This window comes from Microcoleus sp. S36a_B3, assembly GCF_036700745.1.
GTDB lineage: Bacteria > Cyanobacteriota > Cyanobacteriia > Cyanobacteriales > Microcoleaceae > Microcoleus.
Map to the genome: position 1 here is coordinate 145,838 of NZ_JAUBPN010000007.1, position 18,076 is coordinate 163,913.

The 18,076-nt window shown below is 45.6% G+C and carries 14 protein-coding genes; 10 read left to right on the forward strand and 4 right to left on the reverse strand.

The annotated features are described in order from the left end of the window. Nucleotides 1-11: 11 nt before the first annotated feature. The 4 genes from pyrH to QUA01_RS10540 all read left to right on the forward strand — a co-directional run bounded on the left by pyrH (nt 12) and on the right by QUA01_RS10540 (nt 5,377). Complete coding sequence (gene pyrH, locus QUA01_RS10525; protein WP_228050104.1) at nt 12-740, forward strand: UMP kinase; 729 nt, start codon at nt 12-14, stop codon at nt 738-740. Continuing rightward, nucleotides 727-1,275, forward strand: a complete 549-nt coding sequence (frr, locus tag QUA01_RS10530; protein ID WP_194068474.1) for a ribosome recycling factor — start codon at nt 727-729, stop codon at nt 1,273-1,275. The genes pyrH and frr overlap by 14 nt, the downstream gene beginning before the upstream one ends. Nucleotides 1,276-1,540: 265 nt before the next feature. Then, the gene (locus tag QUA01_RS10535; RefSeq protein ID WP_194010558.1) at nt 1,541-1,996 is read left to right on the forward strand and encodes an NADAR family protein; all 456 of its coding nucleotides are present in this window, start codon (nt 1,541-1,543) and stop codon (nt 1,994-1,996) included. Between the two features lie 372 nt (nt 1,997-2,368). Next, entirely contained in the window at nt 2,369-5,377 is a 3,009-nt protein-coding gene (locus QUA01_RS10540; RefSeq protein WP_333090878.1) for a GAF domain-containing protein, read from the forward strand. A 10-nt stretch (nt 5,378-5,387) separates the two neighbouring features. Here QUA01_RS10540 and QUA01_RS10545 read toward each other — a convergent pair whose 3' ends face one another. From QUA01_RS10545 to QUA01_RS10555, 3 genes are all read right to left on the reverse strand, one after another. Beyond that, a complete protein-coding gene (locus QUA01_RS10545) occupies nt 5,388-6,164 on the reverse strand; it encodes a pentapeptide repeat-containing protein (protein WP_333090877.1) in 777 nt (258 codons plus the stop codon). A 307-nt stretch (nt 6,165-6,471) separates the two neighbouring features. Then, nucleotides 6,472-7,998, reverse strand: coding sequence for a hypothetical protein (locus QUA01_RS10550; RefSeq protein WP_333090875.1), 1,527 nt, complete (start codon nt 7,996-7,998; stop codon nt 6,472-6,474). Between the two features lie 564 nt (nt 7,999-8,562). Then, nucleotides 8,563-9,207, reverse strand: coding sequence for a pentapeptide repeat-containing protein (locus QUA01_RS10555; protein ID WP_194010561.1), 645 nt, complete (start codon nt 9,205-9,207; stop codon nt 8,563-8,565). Nucleotides 9,208-10,263: 1,056 nt separating this feature from the next. Between QUA01_RS10555 and QUA01_RS10560 the strand changes: the two genes are divergently transcribed. Beyond that, nucleotides 10,264-10,701, forward strand: a complete 438-nt coding sequence (locus tag QUA01_RS10560; protein WP_333090872.1) for a helix-turn-helix domain-containing protein — start codon at nt 10,264-10,266, stop codon at nt 10,699-10,701. Nucleotides 10,702-11,029: 328 nt separating this feature from the next. Here the strand turns inward: QUA01_RS10560 and QUA01_RS10565 are convergent, their stop codons facing one another. Next, nucleotides 11,030-11,380: a metal-sensing transcriptional repressor gene (locus tag QUA01_RS10565; protein ID WP_194010563.1), complete on the reverse strand. Its 351-nt coding sequence runs from the start codon at nt 11,378-11,380 to the stop codon at nt 11,030-11,032. Nucleotides 11,381-11,666: 286 nt separating this feature from the next. On the opposite strand from QUA01_RS10565, the gene QUA01_RS10570 reads away from it, so the two are divergent. The 5 genes from QUA01_RS10570 (at nt 11,667) to QUA01_RS10590 (ending at nt 18,066) form a co-directional block, all read left to right on the forward strand. Continuing rightward, nucleotides 11,667-12,944, forward strand: a complete 1,278-nt coding sequence (locus QUA01_RS10570) for an HhoA/HhoB/HtrA family serine endopeptidase (RefSeq protein ID WP_333090869.1) — start codon at nt 11,667-11,669, stop codon at nt 12,942-12,944. Between the two features lie 130 nt (nt 12,945-13,074). Then, complete coding sequence (locus tag QUA01_RS10575; RefSeq protein ID WP_333090867.1) at nt 13,075-13,725, forward strand: RNA ligase family protein; 651 nt, start codon at nt 13,075-13,077, stop codon at nt 13,723-13,725. 183 nt (nt 13,726-13,908) lie between these two features. Next, complete coding sequence (locus tag QUA01_RS10580; RefSeq protein WP_442921556.1) at nt 13,909-16,287, forward strand: EF-hand domain-containing protein; 2,379 nt, start codon at nt 13,909-13,911, stop codon at nt 16,285-16,287. Between the two features lie 78 nt (nt 16,288-16,365). Beyond that, the gene (locus tag QUA01_RS10585; RefSeq protein ID WP_333090865.1) at nt 16,366-16,722 is read left to right on the forward strand and encodes a hypothetical protein; all 357 of its coding nucleotides are present in this window, start codon (nt 16,366-16,368) and stop codon (nt 16,720-16,722) included. Nucleotides 16,723-16,746: 24 nt separating this feature from the next. Further along, the gene (locus tag QUA01_RS10590; protein WP_333090863.1) at nt 16,747-18,066 is read left to right on the forward strand and encodes an AIPR family protein; all 1,320 of its coding nucleotides are present in this window, start codon (nt 16,747-16,749) and stop codon (nt 18,064-18,066) included. Nucleotides 18,067-18,076 lie beyond the last annotated feature (10 nt).

Sequence of the window (18,076 nt, forward strand, 5' to 3'; positions counted from 1 at the left end):
ATAGTGGCGGCATGGGGATGGTTTATCAGCGGGTTTTGCTGAAGCTCAGCGGTGAAGCGCTGATGGGCAGCTTGGGCTACGGCATCGATCCGGTAGTCGTTGGATCGATCGCCCAGGAAGTGGCTAAAGTAGTGTCCGAAGGCATCCAAATCGCGATCGTTGTCGGCGGCGGCAACATTTTTCGCGGCGTAAAAGCTGCTTCTGCAGGGATGGATCGGGCAACAGCCGACTATGTGGGCATGATTGCTACGGTGATGAATGCTATCACTTTGCAGGATGCCTTGGAACAAGCAGGAGTACCAACGAGGGTACAATCGGCGATCGCCATGCAAGAGGTAGCTGAACCCTACATCCGGCGGCGGGCAATTCGTCACCTCGAAAAAAAACGGGTAGTAATTTTTGGTGCCGGTTCTGGCAATCCTTTTTTTACTACTGATACTACAGCCGCTTTGCGGGCGGCGGAAATTGATGCACAGGTGATTTTTAAAGCTACTAAGGTAGATGGGGTCTACGATTGCGACCCCCACCTCAACCCCAACGCGCGCAGGTATCAAACCCTCACCTACGCCCACGTCTTGAACCAAGACTTGCGGGTGATGGACAGTACCGCGATCGCCCTGTGCAAAGAAAATAATATTCCTATTATGGTATTTGACCTCTCGGTATCGGGCAACATCTACCGAGCCGTAATGGGAGAATCTATTGGAACCCTTGTCGGAGGATTTTGTGAAGTTAGCTGAAGCAGAAGATCATATGCAAAAGGCAGTTGAGGCTACTCAACGGTCTTTTAATACTATCAGGACGGGACGGGCCAACTCCTCCCTCCTCGATCGAGTCATGGTAGATTACTACGGAGCACCAACTCCCATCAAATCCCTTGCCAATATCGGCACGCCGGATGCAACTACGATCAACATTCAACCGTTCGATCGCACAGCACTAACATCGATCGAAAAAGCAATTTCTCTGTCGGATGTAGGACTCGTGCCCAACAACGACGGTTCAGTTATTCGCTTGAACATTCCACCGCTGACAAGCGAAAGACGGCAAGAATTTGCCAAAATGGCCTCGAAATTTGCCGAAGAAGGTAAAGTCGCAATTCGGAATATCCGTCGCGATGCGGTTGACTCGATTCGCAAGCAAGAAAAAAGCAGCGATCTCTCTAAAGATGAATCGCGGGACTTGCAAGACAAAATTCAAAAGCTGACGGACAAGTATGTCGCCAAAATAGAAGAAGTTCTGGCAGCCAAAGAGAAAGATATCACGACTGTTTAGTGCAGTTATCCTAAAAAGCCAGTAAGCGAGCAGGCTTTCGGGCCTGCTCCCAATAATTATTTTTTAGATCCGGTAATTCACCGGACATCGTATTACCTTTTTATTTCACCTTCCCTTTTCCATCGGGACTTGCGCTCTTCAACCGGGTTTCTCAGAAAAATATTGGTTTCTCAACTATAAAACCAGGTTGAAACCTGTTTGAATATCTGGGCGCGTGCGTCCGCGATTGTTGCATCTTCCTTATCCTAGAAAATTTAAAATAATTATGATAATTTATTTTTATAAAGTAGAGGAGCCTTACGGCTGCTTTTCCAATTTTTCACCGCATGAGATTTTCCTGGGCGGTCAAAATTGGTTAACCGTGGAACATTACTATCAAGCCCACAAATTTGTTGGTAGCGTCGATAGAAGATTAGTGGCGGCGATTCGAGGCGTAGCAACTCCTCAAGAAGCAGCCCAATTAGGTCGCGATCCCAATCACCGGATTCGCGACGATTGGGAAGCGGTGAAAATTCCGATTATGCGCGAAGCAATTTTAACTAAGTTTCTCGCTCATCGAGATATTCAAGCTATTCTTCTGGGTACGGGGGAGCGAGTGATTGTGGAGGATTCGCCAACCGATTACTACTGGGGCTGCGGCTGCGATGGAACAGGCCAAAATCATTTGGGTAAAATTTTGATGAGCGTGCGACACGAAATTGGTCAGCGTCTGGGAGGCTGAGAGAAACTCAAATTCCTTTTTTTTTTGATTATTATATGAAGTTAGACAAACAATTGTCAAGTTACCTTGATGATTAATAATTATGAGAGTGAGATTTTAAGATTGCGAGAAATTTATGAGAATATTATAATAATAATTATCATTCGGTTAAGCTTCTTGGTCTGTTGAAGGCAAAGACTAAACCGGGGCGATCGCACATTTTCCGTCCCCCCAGCGCTCCAGCGTCCTCTCTAAGCCGCGCGCGCGCCCGATTCATTCTACAGATCGGTTAAATTAAAAAATCAGGCAGGTGCAGTGCTCGTCAGAGCGATCTGACAGCATATCAAAACTTCTTATTTTTATCGTAATTCTGATGATTGCCAAAGGAGATTTATGCAACTGACAGAAAACACACAAGAAGAATTAAATCATAAACTAGACAGAGAAATTTTGGTGCGGCGGATCACAGAACGCATCCGCCAATCTCTAGAATTAGAAGATATTTTAACCACTGCGGTAGCAGAAGTGCGGTCTTTTTTAAAAACAGATCGCATCATGATTTATAGGTTTAGTCCCGACTGCAGCGGAGAAGTTGTTGCCGAATCAATTAATAACAACCGTCTCCCTTCCTTGAAGGGTTTGCACTTTCCAGCAGACGACATCCCCCCCCACGCCAGGGAGATGTATGTCAGGATGCGCCAGCGGACGATCGTAGATGTTAACTCCGGGACGATCGTCCTGAGTCCCCTCGATGCCGCCGATACTGGTCAACCTTTATTAAACGAAGAAACGCACTACCGATCGCTCGATCCTTGCCACGCAGCTTACCTGATGGGAATGGGAGTACAATCTTCCTTCGTCGTGCCGATTTTGCACCGCCGGATCGTGTCGAAAAACAGCCAAACAGAAGATATGTGCGAAGCCCCCGCGTGCGTGACTAGATACGAGCCGGGAAGCGATCGCCAAACTCACATCGAACTGTGGGGACTCTTAGTTGCTCACCACTCGGTTCCCCGCAATATTTTACCCACAGATTTAGAAGTAGTTCAGCTCGTAGCAGATCAACTGTCAAATGCGATCGGCCACTCGAGCCTGCTCCACCAAATCCGCTCTCAAGCAGCCCGCGAAGCCACCGTGAGCCGCATCGCAGCCATGTTGTACGGTCACGCCAATATTCAACTGCAACAGGCTTTAGAGGCCACTGTAGCAGCCTTTGGTGGCAGCGGTGGCAGAATTTATCTCAACGCCCCGAATGTCAAAAACAGCGACAAGTTATCGGTTAAGGGCGATCGAGCATTTGCCATTGCTGCCCAAAGCGAGCCTAGCTTTGAACTGTTCGCCACCGGCGAGCAACCCACACTTTCCAACGGAGAAACACCAGGGGCGATCGAAGCTCATCCGCTCTGGCAGCAATGGCTGAGCAAAGGATTCAAAAACACCGAAAAAATTCCCAAATTCTCAACTTTTACTAATTCTCAATTCCCAGCTTGGATAATTACAGACCTCTACAAAGAATCTCAATTTCGAGTTTTATTCCCAGCTTTCCAAGCTACTAAAATTCGGGGTTTGCTGGTAATTCCCCTCCACCACGAACAACAAGTAGTAGGCTGTTTGACCATTTTTCGCAATGAAATTGATACCGAAAAAATGTGGGCGGGGCGCTTTGACAGCAGCGCTGCACAAACCCTTCCCAGACAATCCTTTGAAGTCTGGCGAGAAATCAAAAAAGGTCAGTCGCCAGAGTGGAAACGGGAAGATATCGAGCAAGCTTTAGCGATCGGCAGCCAATTTTGTGCGGCAATTGGGCAGTACCTACTTTATAAAGAAGTGCAGGCCCTGAATGCCAACTTGGAGCGCCAAGTTCAAGAACGTACCGCCCAATTGCAAAAATCCTTGGACTTTGCTCGAGTATTGACCAGAGTTAGAGACCAAATTCGCAGCACCTTAGATTTAAAAACTATCCTCCAAACTATTGTGCGGGAAGTGAGAGTTTTGCTCGATACGGATCGCACCGTAATCTATCAATTTACCGCCGCCAAACAGGGCGAGGTAGTTGTCGAAGCTGTGCGCGGCGAGTGGGAGTCAATTTTAGGTCTCAAATCTCCACAAGAATGCTTCCCCGAAGGCTCAGAGTGCTTTTACCGAGCTGGACGAGTGCGAGCAATTAACGATATTGAGACTGAGGATTTAACGCCCTGTCACCGCGAATTTTTGGAAAAATTGCAGGTGAGGGGAAGTTTAATTGTGCCGATGATGGGCACAGATACCGAATGTTGGGGGTTGCTGATAGCCCACGAGTGTTCCGCGCCGAGGGTTTGGCAAACAGCAGAACAAGAGTTGCTGCAACATTTGGCCTCTCAAGCTGCGATCGCCATTCACCAAGCAGAACTTTATCAAGAAAGTCTCAATGCCGCAACTGCCGATCGAGACAAAGCCGAACAGCTAGCTAAAACCCTCACAGAACTCAACAATACCCAAGCCCAACTGATTCAAACCGAAAAAATGTCCAGTCTCGGACAACTGGTGGCGGGAGTCGCCCACGAAATCAACAACCCCGTTAACTTTATCTACGGAAATCTTTCCCACGCCAGCGAATACAGCAAAGATTTGCTCTGCTTGGTGGAACTCTACCGCCAGCACTATCCCAATCCCCACCCAGAAATTAGCGAGTGCTCCGAAGCCATCGACGTTGAATTTCTGGCCGAAGATTTGCCCAAAATTTTGACTTCCATGAAAGTCGGATCTGAGCGCATCCGCCAGTTAGTTGTATCTTTGCGGAATTTTTCTAGACTCGATCAAGCTCAAAAGAAACCTGTTGATATTCACGAAGGCATCGACAGTACCATGTTGATTTTGCAACACAGATGCAAATCCCAGTCCGATCGCCCCAGCGTAGAAATCATCAAAGAATACGGCAATTTGCCCTTAGTAGAATGCTATGCGAGCTCGCTAAATCAGGTATTTATGAATTTGCTCGGCAATGCCATTGACGCGCTAGAAATGGGACAAAAAGAGCAAATTATCAATGTTCCCGGACTCTCTGCCAGCGCAGCAGCAACATATTTTAGCTCTCAGAAACCGGAGATAGAACCTGCAGATATAAATGGTAGCAGCGAGTCTTTGATTCCTGATTTTTCCTACCCTTCCATTCGGATTCGTACCGAATTAATCGATGAAACAACAGTAGGAATTTGCATTGCAGACAATGGTCACGGCATTCCCAAAGAGTTGATTTCTCACATATTTAATCCCTTTTTTACGACTAAACCCGTCGGTCGGGGGACGGGTTTAGGACTTTCTATCAGTTATCAAATTGTAGTTGAGAAACACCAAGGAACACTCAAGTGTATTTCTGTGCCAGGTCGCGGTACAGAGTTCTGGATCGAGATTCCGGTGAATTAGCAAGCTCTGCTTAAGGCAAGAGTATCTTCACCAGAACCGAACCGAGGGAGCCGAGAAGACTCATCAAGTTGCCGTTACCCCCAGTGCGCGGCTCGGTTGGTTTTTGGCGCGCCACAATGGCTTCGGCTAACTGCTTTGACAATTCCTGACCTTGGGGATTTCCTTGATCGGTAAAGAGTTGCTTAGCTCGATCGGCATCTTGAGTCGCCCCGGCGAAATCTCCCAAATCAGCCCGAGACATACTGCGCGCGAAATAAACGGCGGCTAGATCCGATTTCATATTCAGGGCTTGATTGTAATAATCAATGGCGTTTCTGTAGTTTCCCGCTTGAGCTTCCATTACTCCCAAGCGATAGAAATCTTCCGCGCTGCCGATATTAGTTGGCATTCCCCTAACTCCCAGCAATTGGGCGTTAGTTAAATTGGTGTCAGTTAAATTGGCATTGCTGAGATAGGCGCTTCTCAAGTCAGCTCCGCTGAGGTTTGCTCCGCTGAGGTTTGCTCCGGTGAGGTTGACACCAAACAAACTTGTGCCGCTGAGATTGGCTCCGCTGAGGTCTGCTCCGGTGAGGTTGGCTCGGCTGAGGTTCGCCAATCTCAAGTCAGCTCCTTTGAGATTCGCTCCTGTTAAGTTGGCTAAAACCAGACCGGCACTGCTCAGGTCGCAGTTGGGGCACTGTTTCGTGGCTAGTAATTGTTGCGTGTGTTGGATGTTCTCGGCCATTGCAGGAGCTAGAGGCGCGATCGTGCTCAGCAGCGTTGCAGCAGCAAGGATTCTTAGTTTCATATTAATCCGTCCAAAATCCCAAATATTAAATCTAAAATAGCTTTTATCACAGCAAGTGAAAGTCAAGATAACAGATATTGCTAAATATTACCTGATTCTAGACATTATACATAGGGCTTACGCACAGGCGATCGGAAACCGGGTTTTTTAGGAAAATATGCGCGTTGTAGTCCACAGATAGGGTAAAAACCCGGTTTCTTTGACCTGAATGCGTCCAAGCCGATACATTAAAATTAACGTCCTCAACAGATTGCCAAATAAACATTTCGCCACCAATAAATAAGGGTAACAAAAAGCTTGTTACCGCTTAGAAAAACCTGGCAAACCTGGGTAAGCTCTGCGGTATAAGCTTTAAACGTTCTTTCTTAGCGCTTACGCTTCCTCTCTGGTCAAGGTTGACCAAGAAACTCCAGTTAAAAACGCTATAATAATCACAACGACGTGATATTTTAGCGGAACGTTTGATCTTTTTATTTAGTTGGTTCCACTCGCTCCAGACGTGCTTTTCTGAGTTCACCTCAGAATAGGCGGTTAAGGAGCGAGGTATTTTTTCACTTAATTTCATAGCCCTACGAGCAATTACCAGTGCAGCCGCTTCGTCACTCGCTAATCCATACATTCTCAGGTATTTCACCAAACCGATAACGCTTGAATAAGCTGGATTGACCGCAATCAACTCAATACCACGATTCGACAAAATAGAACCCAATTGCTTGTAGAATTCACTGTATGCCCAGCCCGACAACATCCGAGCGTACTTTCTACTTCTCTCTCCCAGAGATTGCTTTTTTGTTGATAAATCAAGTTCTTCACAAACTACGGGACATTCAAATTCCGTGGCTCTTATTGCTAGTTGCAAGCAGGCATTAACAATCTGAGCCTGCTGCTTGCCATTCGGTAAGCCCATCTGCAATGGAATCTGCCCTTTGGCTTTGAGATTCCCTTCAGTATCAACATACGCCCACCCAAGAGAACCAGGATTCATATCGATACCAATGCAACCGTACATCCTATTTCTAGAAACTTGATTCACAGGCTTGGGAGTAAATTGCACGGCAATAACCCACTTTCCGTTTTTACGGTAGAAATGCCAGGTCTTAGCCCCGCATTCTGGTAGTCTATTTATGTTGCGATTGAAATCACCAACCTCCGAAGATACAGCTTTCCCGAATCGTGACTCTAAGCATTTGGGAACTCTAAAGGTTATTTTTTTCCCATTCCACTGGGAGACTTGATTGCCAAAAGACTCGTCTTTAGAGCCGACGACAAAAATATCACCGTGAGGGACGAAGACTTTGATTGGCTTGACTCTTAAGTGTTCGAGCCTATTCGTTAACAAGGTCAGTCTACGCTTTTTATGGTGTATTTGAAAGCGTAAACTCTGCCAATTGGTAGATTTGTATTGGAGCGAGCAAGCTATGGGAAAATTACAACCTGTCTTTGAATTCTGCCATTTTTTTTTTGCATAAAATTTACGGGCTAAGGCCAACTTACGTTCGGCTTTCTTGAGCCATGCATTAATGGATTTAATCTTTCCTTCAAGAGTCTTTATGTGTAAATTTTTGTGTTCTTTAGCGCCGTCTACACGACCTTTGGCAGCACTGATTACGCCATTTGCATGGCGCTTATTGATGCCGTAGGTTTGCTGTAAGTGTGTGTTCCAGTCGGACTTCTTGAATTCTGTATTTAAAAGTAAGTGGTTGACTGTTTCAATACTTGCAGCCCTGAAAATTGGGGCGTAAGCTTCCAAGAACATCTCGAAATCTGTAAATCCAAGTTCGTTGAGTTCATCTGCTGGCGTGGGCAAGCCTTTACAATAAGTTAAGGTAGCCATTGATTCGACCTTTCAATGTGGTTGCATCCTAGTATATTAATCGCTTCGCGCAGGATTTGCAAGTTTTTCAATGAGTTTCTTTTATTTCCGAAACGTCGCTGGCGAGGTCTTTTTCAAAGGTTGCACCTTCTCTTTCGATCGAAATCACCAACGCTAATTAGTCTGTTCGTCAATTTACCTAGGTTTTAGTTACTAAAACCTAGGTAAGTCTAGGTAAAATGTCAACTGCTGTTACCCTTGAGCAGCGGTTCTCACCAACCATAAAATTTAAAACTTGACACTCCTCGGCAATCGGGCACGAGGATTCTTAAGACATTTGGGTCTTAATATCCCTATTGCTAGGGTTCCCAGGCTGACCGCATTTGCACGTTACGCGCACAATCATATCTCCTCTGTGAATGTTTTGGGCGTAGACTTTCCCCCAGTCCGGAGGTAGGTTTTTACATCTTGTCTGATTGCTATACTCTACCATATTCATTTGTGAAGATGGATTTGTTATTTTACTTAACAATGCAAAAAAGCCGTCCTCAAAGGACGGGGTTTTCAACCCAATTTTCTGATAAATTAGTCGTGGATCGTGCCGTCGGGCATCGTCGTACCCTTAAGATATACTCCGTTCAGGTTAACTTTTGTAAGGTTTGCTCCTAGGAGATTTGCCCCGCTTAAATCAGACGCACTTAAAATCGCTTCTGTCAAGTCTGCCCTAATTAAGCTCGCTCCCATTAAGTCGGCTCCGCTGAGGTCTACTTTGCTCAGGTTTGCGCCAATTAAATCGGCTTCTGTCAGCACCGCCCTCCGCAAGTTTACTCCGTAAAGATTTACTCCGTGCAAGTCTGTACGGCAGAGTATTGCCCGAGATATGTTGGCTCCAATTAAAGTTGCTTGGATCAGCGAAGCACCGCTCAAGTCTGCTTTGCTCAAATTTGCTCCCATCAACTCTGCTCTGTACAGGTTAGCTTCCAGTAAAAGTGCTTCTGTGAAGTCCGCTCCAGCTAAGTCGGCTCTGCTCAAATTGATTTTGGACAAATTGGCTTTGCCAAAGTTGACTCTGCTGAGTTTGCCTTTGCTGAGATTGGAGCCAATCAAGTCTGCTTCATACAGATTGGCTCCAATCAATTCTGCTTCGTAGAGGTATACTTCGTGCAGGTAGACCCCACTAAAATTTCTTTCTCCTATTGCGTATAGCTTGAGCAGTTCGTCAACTTTCATTTTGCCTTCTCTACACCTTTTAAATGCAGAATACTGTCAGTTGGTTGGTTATACCGGATGTTCTGCCATTTGAGATTTTAGATGCTGACAGGTTCACAGGCCCAGAACTCTGAGACTGTTTGGGGAGTAGAAGCGCAAAACAAGATTCTCTTTGCCCCTGAATTAACAAAAATTAAGATTAATTTTTTTAACAACCTCGATCGCACTTTTTGAGTAAATCAAACATCTTAACTCAAAAGGGCGATCGAGGCCATAAGTTCTTGCGTATAGTTGAGTTTACTGAGGAATGGTGTGACCGCGATCGCTAATTGATGTTAGTAGTATCACATAGAAACAACCGTTTCGATCGCGACAAAGCCCAAAAAATAGCCGATAATGGTACCGTGCGGCTGGGAAATTGACAATCCCACCGCCTGCGTGTTTTACTCAACAGGCGATCGAGCAAGTAGTTTCACAGAGACAGGCCTGTGGCACGAAGGTCGGTTCTAGCGTAACTCGACGCAACCTGTTCAGATTGATGAAAGTGCTGATATCGCAGGATTTATGGCACAGCGAGAGCCAGAAATGCACTTATGGGTACAGGGAAATGTATGTGTAAAATTTCGATCGCTGGCGTACAGATTTAACCTGTTTGCTAGCACGTAATGATTAAAAATTGCCAATATCGGCACAAAAAATACCGAAACACACCATGAAGACGATGATAAATGTTGAGTAAAAATAGCAAAAATGATATCACATAGAATTTAACTATTGCAGCGAATGTAGCAGTCAAACGGTTAACCAAGATCGGTATTAGCAAGGACGCTGGTGCGATCGTCGAAGACAAAACTTACCCAAAAAACAGGTAATTTCTCAAAAAATATGGTTGCAGCCCCGGGCTAAATCAAGAACCGGCTTACTATCGTCTGAGTAAGCCGATGACTGAAAAAAATTGATGGAGAGCGCTTGTGTATTGCTTGATTAGCAAACAACAGGCGATCGATTGGGACGGGGCCGATTTTTATCCCTTGTCAAACAAACCTATTGTATAACGCAAATCGTGAGGTAATTGGTATGGCTGGAGTATGTAAACTTAGCATCACAGAGACAATTGAAGAATTGAAAAGCTTGTTAAACGAACAAAAAACGGCAAGCGGATTTCAAAAAATTCAAGCACTTTACCTGTTTAAAATTTGTCAAATTAAGACAGTTAAAGAATTAGCAATGACAATCGGCGTCAACCGAATTACCGTGCAGCGGTGGCTGAGAAAATACCGCTCTGAGGGACTTGAAGGACTTCTAGAAACAAAGCACAGCGGCGGCCGCAAGCCTGCGATTCCTCCTCTAGCCCGCGCTAGTTTGGCAATGCGCCTCAGCGACCCCCAGAAAGGCTTTAAAAGCTATGGAGAAATTCAAGAGTGGTTGCAGCAGGAATACAGCATTGAAGCTTCCTATAAAGCCGTTTACGCAACAGTCAGATATCAGCTAAAAGCCAAGCTGACGAAAGTCTAGACAGTTGATACTCGCGCAGCAAGTCAATCACCGTCCAAAAGTTTGCAGGTTTTGAAATTGTTGAGGATTTGGATCTTCAATACAAACTAAACTAATTGTTTTTGAACTAAAAATTGCGCGCGCGGGCCAGGAACCCGGTTTCTTCCTAGATACTGCGCTAGCAAACCAAGATGTTTCGCAAAAACCGGGTTTCTTTGGCATCAGTTTTGTGAAGCAAACTCGCTCTCAGAGTTTGTGAAAGATGCTTAAAAAATGTGCCATAATTTATAGCTTGCAAGTTTTGTCTAATTTGCAGGTTTTGTTATATAAAGGTAAAAATCTGCAGCAATTAAGGCAGAAACCGATCCAAAGCCGCTTTCAATTCTTCTATTTCTGTATCAATATTGCCTTCTTTAGCGGCTCGGGCGATGCACTCGGTTAAATGTTCGTCAAGAATGATTCTCGCTACGCGATCGAGGGCTCCTCTAACTGCTGCAACTTGCACGAGAACTTCGGGACAGGGACGGTTTTCTTGCACCATTGTTTTGATACCACGGACGTGTCCTTCAATGCGAGATAAGCGATTTACCAGCCGCCGCATCGATTCTTCATCGTGATGGTGAGGGTGGGCCGATTCATTGTGATGGTGGTGGGAATTTGAGGGCAAGGATTTGTCAGTAGAAGTATCAGATACAATCATTGGGGTTATGCTATTTTAGATTTTAGATTTTAGATTTCGGAATGAGTTATTCGGTAAGGGTTGGCTCCCGTGTCTAGTGTTGCATTATTTTGTGAAACTGATGTTAGTCAAGAAAATTTTCAAGTTAGAATTGAGAATATGTTGAATTAGTCAAAGCTGCTGACTCATGTATTGTAACTGTCAAAATATATTTAGGATCTAGAGAGCCGCAAATAATTAAGCGGGCGCGATCGCACACCTTCGCACACCTTGACCAGAATAACTCAGAGTAACAAAGATTGACGCTATGCGACTATTTAAGTTTTTTGACCGCGCACCCCGCACCGGCGATCGCCACTTCGCCCTAATTTTAGGAATGACGATCGCCCTGAGCGTTCTAGCAATCAATCCTGCACTGGCTTTAGCAATTGACAAAAATCCGCCAAACTCGCGGGAAATGGCAATAACAGCCGTGCAGCAAGCAGATTTGAGTTCCCCAGCGACTCTGCCAAATCCGCAAATGCTAGCGCTGCGGAGCCCGGAAATCCTGGCGGCGACAAATACCAACAGTTTTGTGACGGCGGCAGTCGAGCGAGTCGGGCCGGCAGTTGTTCGCATTGATACCGAGCGCACTGTCAGCCGCAACCTCGACCCGTTAATGGAAGACCCCTTCTTCCGCAGATTTTTGGGAGAAGATTTACGCAGCATGACACCGAGACAAGAACGCTTGCGCGGTCAAGGTTCTGGCTTCATCATCGACAAAAGCGGGATTGTTTTAACCAACGCTCACGTAGTTGACAAAGCCGATCGAGTCACTGTAACTCTCAACGACGGGCGGACATTTCCAGGACAAGTCCAAGGTACTGACGAAGTAACAGATTTGGCTGTGGTCAAAATTAATACCAAGGAAGTTAACTTGCCCGTGGCAACCTTGGGAGATTCCGATGCGGTGAAAGTGGGAGATTGGGCGATCGCCGTGGGCAACCCTCTGGGATTTGACAACACCGTCACCTTGGGCATTATCAGCACTCTCAAACGCTCCAGTGCAGCCGTTGGCATCCCCGACAAGCGGCTCGATTTCATTCAAACGGATGCGGCCATCAATCCCGGCAATTCCGGCGGCCCGCTGTTAAACAGCAGGGGAGAAGTGATTGGTATCAACACGGCGATTCGAGCTGATGCAATGGGTATTGGGTTTGCAATTCCGATCGACAAAGCCAAGGCTATCTACGCGCAGTTAGCCAAGGGAGAACAAGTCAGCCACCCGTTTTTGGGGATTCAGATGATTGCTTTGACTCCTGAAATGGCCAGAGAGAATAATGCTGACCCCAATGCTCCTGCGATCGTGCCGGAAGTTACAGGGGTATTGGTGATGCGAGTGGTGCCCAATACGCCTGCTGAGAAAGCCGGGATTCAGAAGGGAGATGCGATCGTTCAAATTGACGGCGAGAAAGTGACACAGCCGGCACAGTTGCAAAATTTGGTGGAAAACAGCCAAATCGGTCAAATTCTCAAGCTGAAGGTGCGCCGCGGTGCCCAGACGAAAGATATTGCGGTTCAAACTGCTCAATTGAGGGATTTTTAGGAAAGAAGGGGAAGGGGGGAAACTGTTAGAAACCCTTTCCTTCTTCCTTCTTCCGACTTCCCTCGGACTGACATCCGTTACATCCGTTACATCCGTCGAGCGAATCCGTTGCCGAACTTCCTTCCTCTATATGACACGAATTCAGCTTGCATATCCCAAAATTCCAGATAGTAAAAATTGCCCTAACGAACAATGTATAGCTTTTGAAAAGTACGATGGCACTAATTTTCATTGGGTTTGGGAATTTGAACTCGGTTGGTATGCTTTTGGTATGCGCCGCAGTAGATTTGATTTGGATGAAATGGGAATTGCAGAATTTAATGCTGCACATCCAGGTTTAGAAGCAGCACCTGAAATATTTAAGAGAGATTTTGCTAGTCCGTTAGAGTCTATATTTCGAGAGAACGAACAGTATCACTGCGCTGAAATTACTGTGTTTACAGAGTTTTTTGGTGCTAACTCGTTTGCGGGAATGCACCAAAAGGACGATCGCAAACAATTAGTGCTTTTTGATGTGGAAACCGATCGCGGTATGGTTGTTCCCGATCGGTTTATTCAGGACTTTGGTAAATTAAATATTGCGCGAGTGATTTATCGCGGCAAATTAACTGGCAAGTTTATGGATGATATTCGCGAGGGGAAATACGGTGTGGATGAAGGTGTTGTGTGCAAGGGAGGCCGCAATGCTAATAATCTGTGGATGGTGAAGATTAAGACAGATGCGTATATGCAGAGATTACGGGAAGCTTTTCAGGATGATTGGGAAAATTACTGGGAGTAATATCAAACTGATAGATCAACTGTCACAAGCCAAAGTGGAAGATGTCGGCAATCCCTTGGGATTTGACAATACCGTTGCGTAAGTCATCAGGAATTAAAGTATATTGGTCGTAATCAATAGACAGCCAATAAAAAAATCAGGGAAAATTTAGTTATGACATCTGTGGAGCTTGAAAAAAAAGCCATGACTGAAGAAGAAGTGGCAAAGTTATGGGAAGCCTTCAAAGTATTTGACGCAGACGGGAGCGGTTCTATCTCATCAGAAGAACTGGGTCAAGTGATGCGATCGCTAGGCCAGAGTCCTAACGAAACCGATCTGCGCGACATGATCAAGGAAGTGGACGTAGACTTGTCGGGTAGCATCGATTTTGAGGAATTCAAAATGCTGATGGTGTCCCAGCAGGGCGATCGCCAGAGTCGTCTCAAAATGGCATTTAGTGTATTTGATGAGGATGACAGCGGTCAAATCACTAAAAACGAGATGCAGGGTGTGATGAGCCAGTTTGGGCTCACAGAGCAAGAGCTGGATGAGATCATCAAAGAGGTAGACAATGATGGCGATGCCTCAATTGACTTTGAGGAATTCTGCAAACTGGTACCGGATGAGTCAGAGCTCGCAACCGGATATAAAGACTCGCCCGTTCCAGTTGTCAGTACACAGACAACCGAGATTTCAGATAGTACAGCCGCTGCGATCGCAAGTACAGCAACTGCGATCGATGAGGCAGCTTCTGCCACTATTGAACCTAATCTAGAAGAAGCACCCACCGATAGCAATCCAGAAATAGCGCGGCTAAAAGAACTGCTCGCCCAACACCCACAAACTGAGAAGAAGCGCGGTACGTCCCGCTTGCAGATGCAGATTGGTTTGTTTCGTCTGATCCAGGGAGCCGCCTACCGCAGCTTCCGCGAGAGTTTCTCCGCCAACCACCAGACTCACCTGCGCGTGAGAAATTTGCCGTACAGAATCGCTGATTTTGTGCAATTTGTCAAAACTGCGATCGCCCTTTATAAAGGATTAGGTATCGTAGAGTCTGCGTGCAACCCTGTACTGGATGCAGTCGTGAAATCGATCGAAGATGAATATGCCAGACTACAGGCTCGCATCAAGAAGTGGAAGACGATCGAAAAAACTCCAGAAATGTTGGCAGAACAAAAAGCCATGTTGGAGGCGCGGGGTAAATCTGCCACCGCCAAGGAAAAGTTTGCCGCGGGAGTCGAGTTTGCAATCACCATCAAGAAGAAGAGTCTCAACTTGCGCGACATCGCTGAGGGCGTGCTTGCCATCAACGAACTCAACCGACTGCGAAAAATGGAGCTGAGTGAGGAAATGGCACCGCCACCAGCCCAATCCGAGGGAAATCCCAAAGATTACCTGAAGAAGTGGAACCGCGTCATCCTCTCGGATGCCTCAGAGAAAATCGATGGTGCGATGATGCCCGTGGCATATTGGTATGAAGACTTTATGCCGAAGTTGCTGGCTGCCTTTAGCGTCATTACCGCAGCAGACATCCCCTTGAACACGGTGCCTGACGAAACGGCTTTAAACCAGTGGTACGAAGCCACTAAAACGTCAGGGGAATTTGGGCGCTATGGGGCGGATGTTATAGAAAGCTTTCCCAAATGCGCTCCAAAACAGCAACTGATGCTCAAACAGGCATGGCGCTTGACGCACAACTACCTAAATGGGGTACAGAAACGGCGCGAACGCATGGAGTTTGGGCGCGAGTCTGGCGAACTTTCGCAATATGTGTCATTTATCGACGTGTATCTCGATCGCAGTGAAATAAAGAATTCACAAATGCGCGTCAGCTTCCCTTACTATATTGGCCCTGCGGTGTGGCGTTTCTTCCACACTACGGCTGAAATCGTCTCTACGAAGACCCCCAAACAGCAAAAAACTCTGGTGGCCATCTTCAAGGACTTTTTCAAGCTGTTTGCCACTATGTATCCCTGCCCCTACTGCCGCCACCACCTCAACGCCTACGTGGTGCAGAATAAAGAGGTGGAAATGTACCCTGTAGAGTACCTTGTGCTTGGGCGCGACCCGCGTCTGAATAACTTTGAGGTATCAATGGAGGCAAAGCTGTCTACCGTAGTAGATGGCGATTCCCTGCGCTTATTCTTCTGGAAGCTGCACAATACTGTCTCCTCATCAATTGCGCGATCGGAGGAGTGGTATCACAAGGATGAGAAAGCATTCTACACGACTCGTTATTGGCCCAGCATTGACTCTGAGCTAGCACGAGCCAACGCCCTCAAACACATTAGCATTGCCACCGATCGGATGTACCGCCTCTACGGTATGCTCAAACCCGCAGCACGACTGACAGGGGTGAGAGCAACATTGCAAAAACTGTTGGATAAGCGTGACTCAGAAGGCATCAAGGAGGCTTGCTTAGTTGCCCAAGATTATATCAAGGAGTTGGAGGAGGCGATCGTCACGGGACAATTCCTACAAGAGACATATTACTTTGACCCGGATCTTGTCGATCGATCTCCAGTCTTCACTCCTGAAGAAGAGGAGTTTGCTCGCAGCGGTGTGTTCGTAGAGGTTGCTTAGATATCAGCTAAAAAGTTAAGCTTTTAAGCTTAACTTTTTACCTATATTAGAAAAAATTAAAATATTAACGATCGCTCAATGCCTAATCCGAATACCCATGCCAAAAAGACTCAAATCATTGAGGTACTAAAGCAGGATTATTTTCAAATGACCGCGCAGCTTCAGAGGAACTGGACACCAGAGCAACATGAAAAAAATCGATTGAGTCGTTCTTTGGCTGCATTTGCGATCGCCAATCTTGCTGACATTACCCCTGCTCAAGCGGCTAACTCAATTATCAATGGGGAAAATGACAATGGGATTGATGCCATTTATTTCGAGCGGATGAAAAATTTGCTTTTGTTGGTGCAGGCTAAGGCCGGGAATGCTCCAAATATGGGTGATAATAAAAAATTTTGTGATGGGATTATAGATTTAGTCCATCAACGTTTTTAGAAATTTAATGATGGCTTTGCGCGGTTGCAGCAAGATGTTGAAGATGCTTTAAATACTAACGGGGTAAAAATAGTTGGCTGTAATATATATCTTGATGAAAGCCTTAGCTCTCATGTGATTAGGGATCTCAATCAGTTAAAAACTGAACTGAATCAGTTCGAGCAACGTTTTGAATGGCAAGATTTAAATATTAGCATAACACATGGTTGGTTGACAGCAAAACAAGCGATCGCCCCTGTTGATGTAGTCTTGACATTGGAAAACTGGCATTGTTTAGATCGGCAGCGTAGGGCTTTTTATGGATTGGTTAAGGCTTCAGAACTTGCCTCTTTATATCAACAGCATAATAAGTCGCTTTTTGAGAAAAATATCCCTTATTACCTAGGTGCAGAGGATGTTAACTTAGCGATTGCGGAAACTGTCAAAGAGCAACCATCTGAACTATTCTATCTCAACAATGGTCTGACGATTACTTGTTCGGTCATTAGTCTGCCATCAGGACATAAACAGGAATCAACTCAATTTACTTTAAAAGATTTTTCCGTCGTGAATGGGGCGCAAACCGTAGGAGCTATCGCTTCTGTTTATAATGCTAGTGGCTCAATATCTGCTGATGCAAAGTTATTAGTTACAATTATTGAAGTGGGGACGGAGACTGATAATATTGGCGAAAAAATTGCTGGGGCAAGAAATACGCAAAATGCTGTGCGCGATGTTTATTTTGCCGCGTTAGATTCCAATCAAGAACGTTTGCGACAGGAATGTATGGTATCGAATATTGTTTATGAATATCGACCATCGGCGGAGCGGAATCAGGATGCGATTACGATTGAACAAGCGGCAGTTGCCCTTGCTTGTTTTAGCGGTGATACGGAAATAGTGGTTGCAGCAAAGAGAGAAATTAGTCAGCTTTATAAGCGTTATTATGATATATTGTTTAGTGATGCGATTTCAGGAGTTATGCTGTGTCGTTATATGCGAATCTTTCAATATCTGGATGAAATTTTTTCAGCTTCAGAACAGGCTGCAACCGGTCAACAAAAAAAGTTTTATAAGCACGGTAGATTTTTTATTCTAGATATTCTTGCAAGACGCTATAAACCTTTGCTCAATAAGCATGAACTTTATTTGTCTGAAGATGATAAAATGCAACTTTCACGAATTGGGTTAGAGCTTGCTGAGGTTGTTTACACTGTTGCTGAATCGAACTTTGCTAGTGACAACAAGGGATATCTTGCTATTTTTAGGAATATCACAGATGTTATGCCTTTAACGAGTTTGGTGATGCAGGAGTTCGATCGCAGGGATGCTCTGGCTGAAAATCCGAATATACCTACAGTTTAACTGGTGAGAT

Excerpts from the sequence above, each read along its gene's own strand:
- QUA01_RS10540 (WP_333090878.1), top strand. The coding sequence starts at position 2,369 with ATGCAACTGACAGAAAACACACAAGAAGAATTAAATCATAAACTAGAC.
- QUA01_RS10575 (WP_333090867.1), top strand. The coding sequence starts at position 13,075 with ATGACACGAATTCAGCTTGCATATCCCAAAATTCCAGATAGTAAAAAT.
- QUA01_RS10545 (WP_333090877.1), bottom strand. The coding sequence starts at position 6,164 with ATGAAACTAAGAATCCTTGCTGCTGCAACGCTGCTGAGCACGATCGCG.
- QUA01_RS10565 (WP_194010563.1), bottom strand. The coding sequence starts at position 11,380 with ATGATTGTATCTGATACTTCTACTGACAAATCCTTGCCCTCAAATTCC.
- QUA01_RS10550 (WP_333090875.1), bottom strand. The coding sequence starts at position 7,998 with ATGGCTACCTTAACTTATTGTAAAGGCTTGCCCACGCCAGCAGATGAA.
- QUA01_RS10570 (WP_333090869.1), top strand. The coding sequence starts at position 11,667 with ATGCGACTATTTAAGTTTTTTGACCGCGCACCCCGCACCGGCGATCGC.
- QUA01_RS10585 (WP_333090865.1), top strand. The coding sequence starts at position 16,366 with ATGCCTAATCCGAATACCCATGCCAAAAAGACTCAAATCATTGAGGTA.
- QUA01_RS10560 (WP_333090872.1), top strand. The coding sequence starts at position 10,264 with ATGGCTGGAGTATGTAAACTTAGCATCACAGAGACAATTGAAGAATTG.
- QUA01_RS10555 (WP_194010561.1), bottom strand. The coding sequence starts at position 9,207 with ATGAAAGTTGACGAACTGCTCAAGCTATACGCAATAGGAGAAAGAAAT.
- pyrH (WP_228050104.1), top strand. The coding sequence starts at position 12 with ATGGGGATGGTTTATCAGCGGGTTTTGCTGAAGCTCAGCGGTGAAGCG.
- QUA01_RS10535 (WP_194010558.1), top strand. The coding sequence starts at position 1,541 with ATGATAATTTATTTTTATAAAGTAGAGGAGCCTTACGGCTGCTTTTCC.
- QUA01_RS10580 (WP_442921556.1), top strand. The coding sequence starts at position 13,909 with ATGACTGAAGAAGAAGTGGCAAAGTTATGGGAAGCCTTCAAAGTATTT.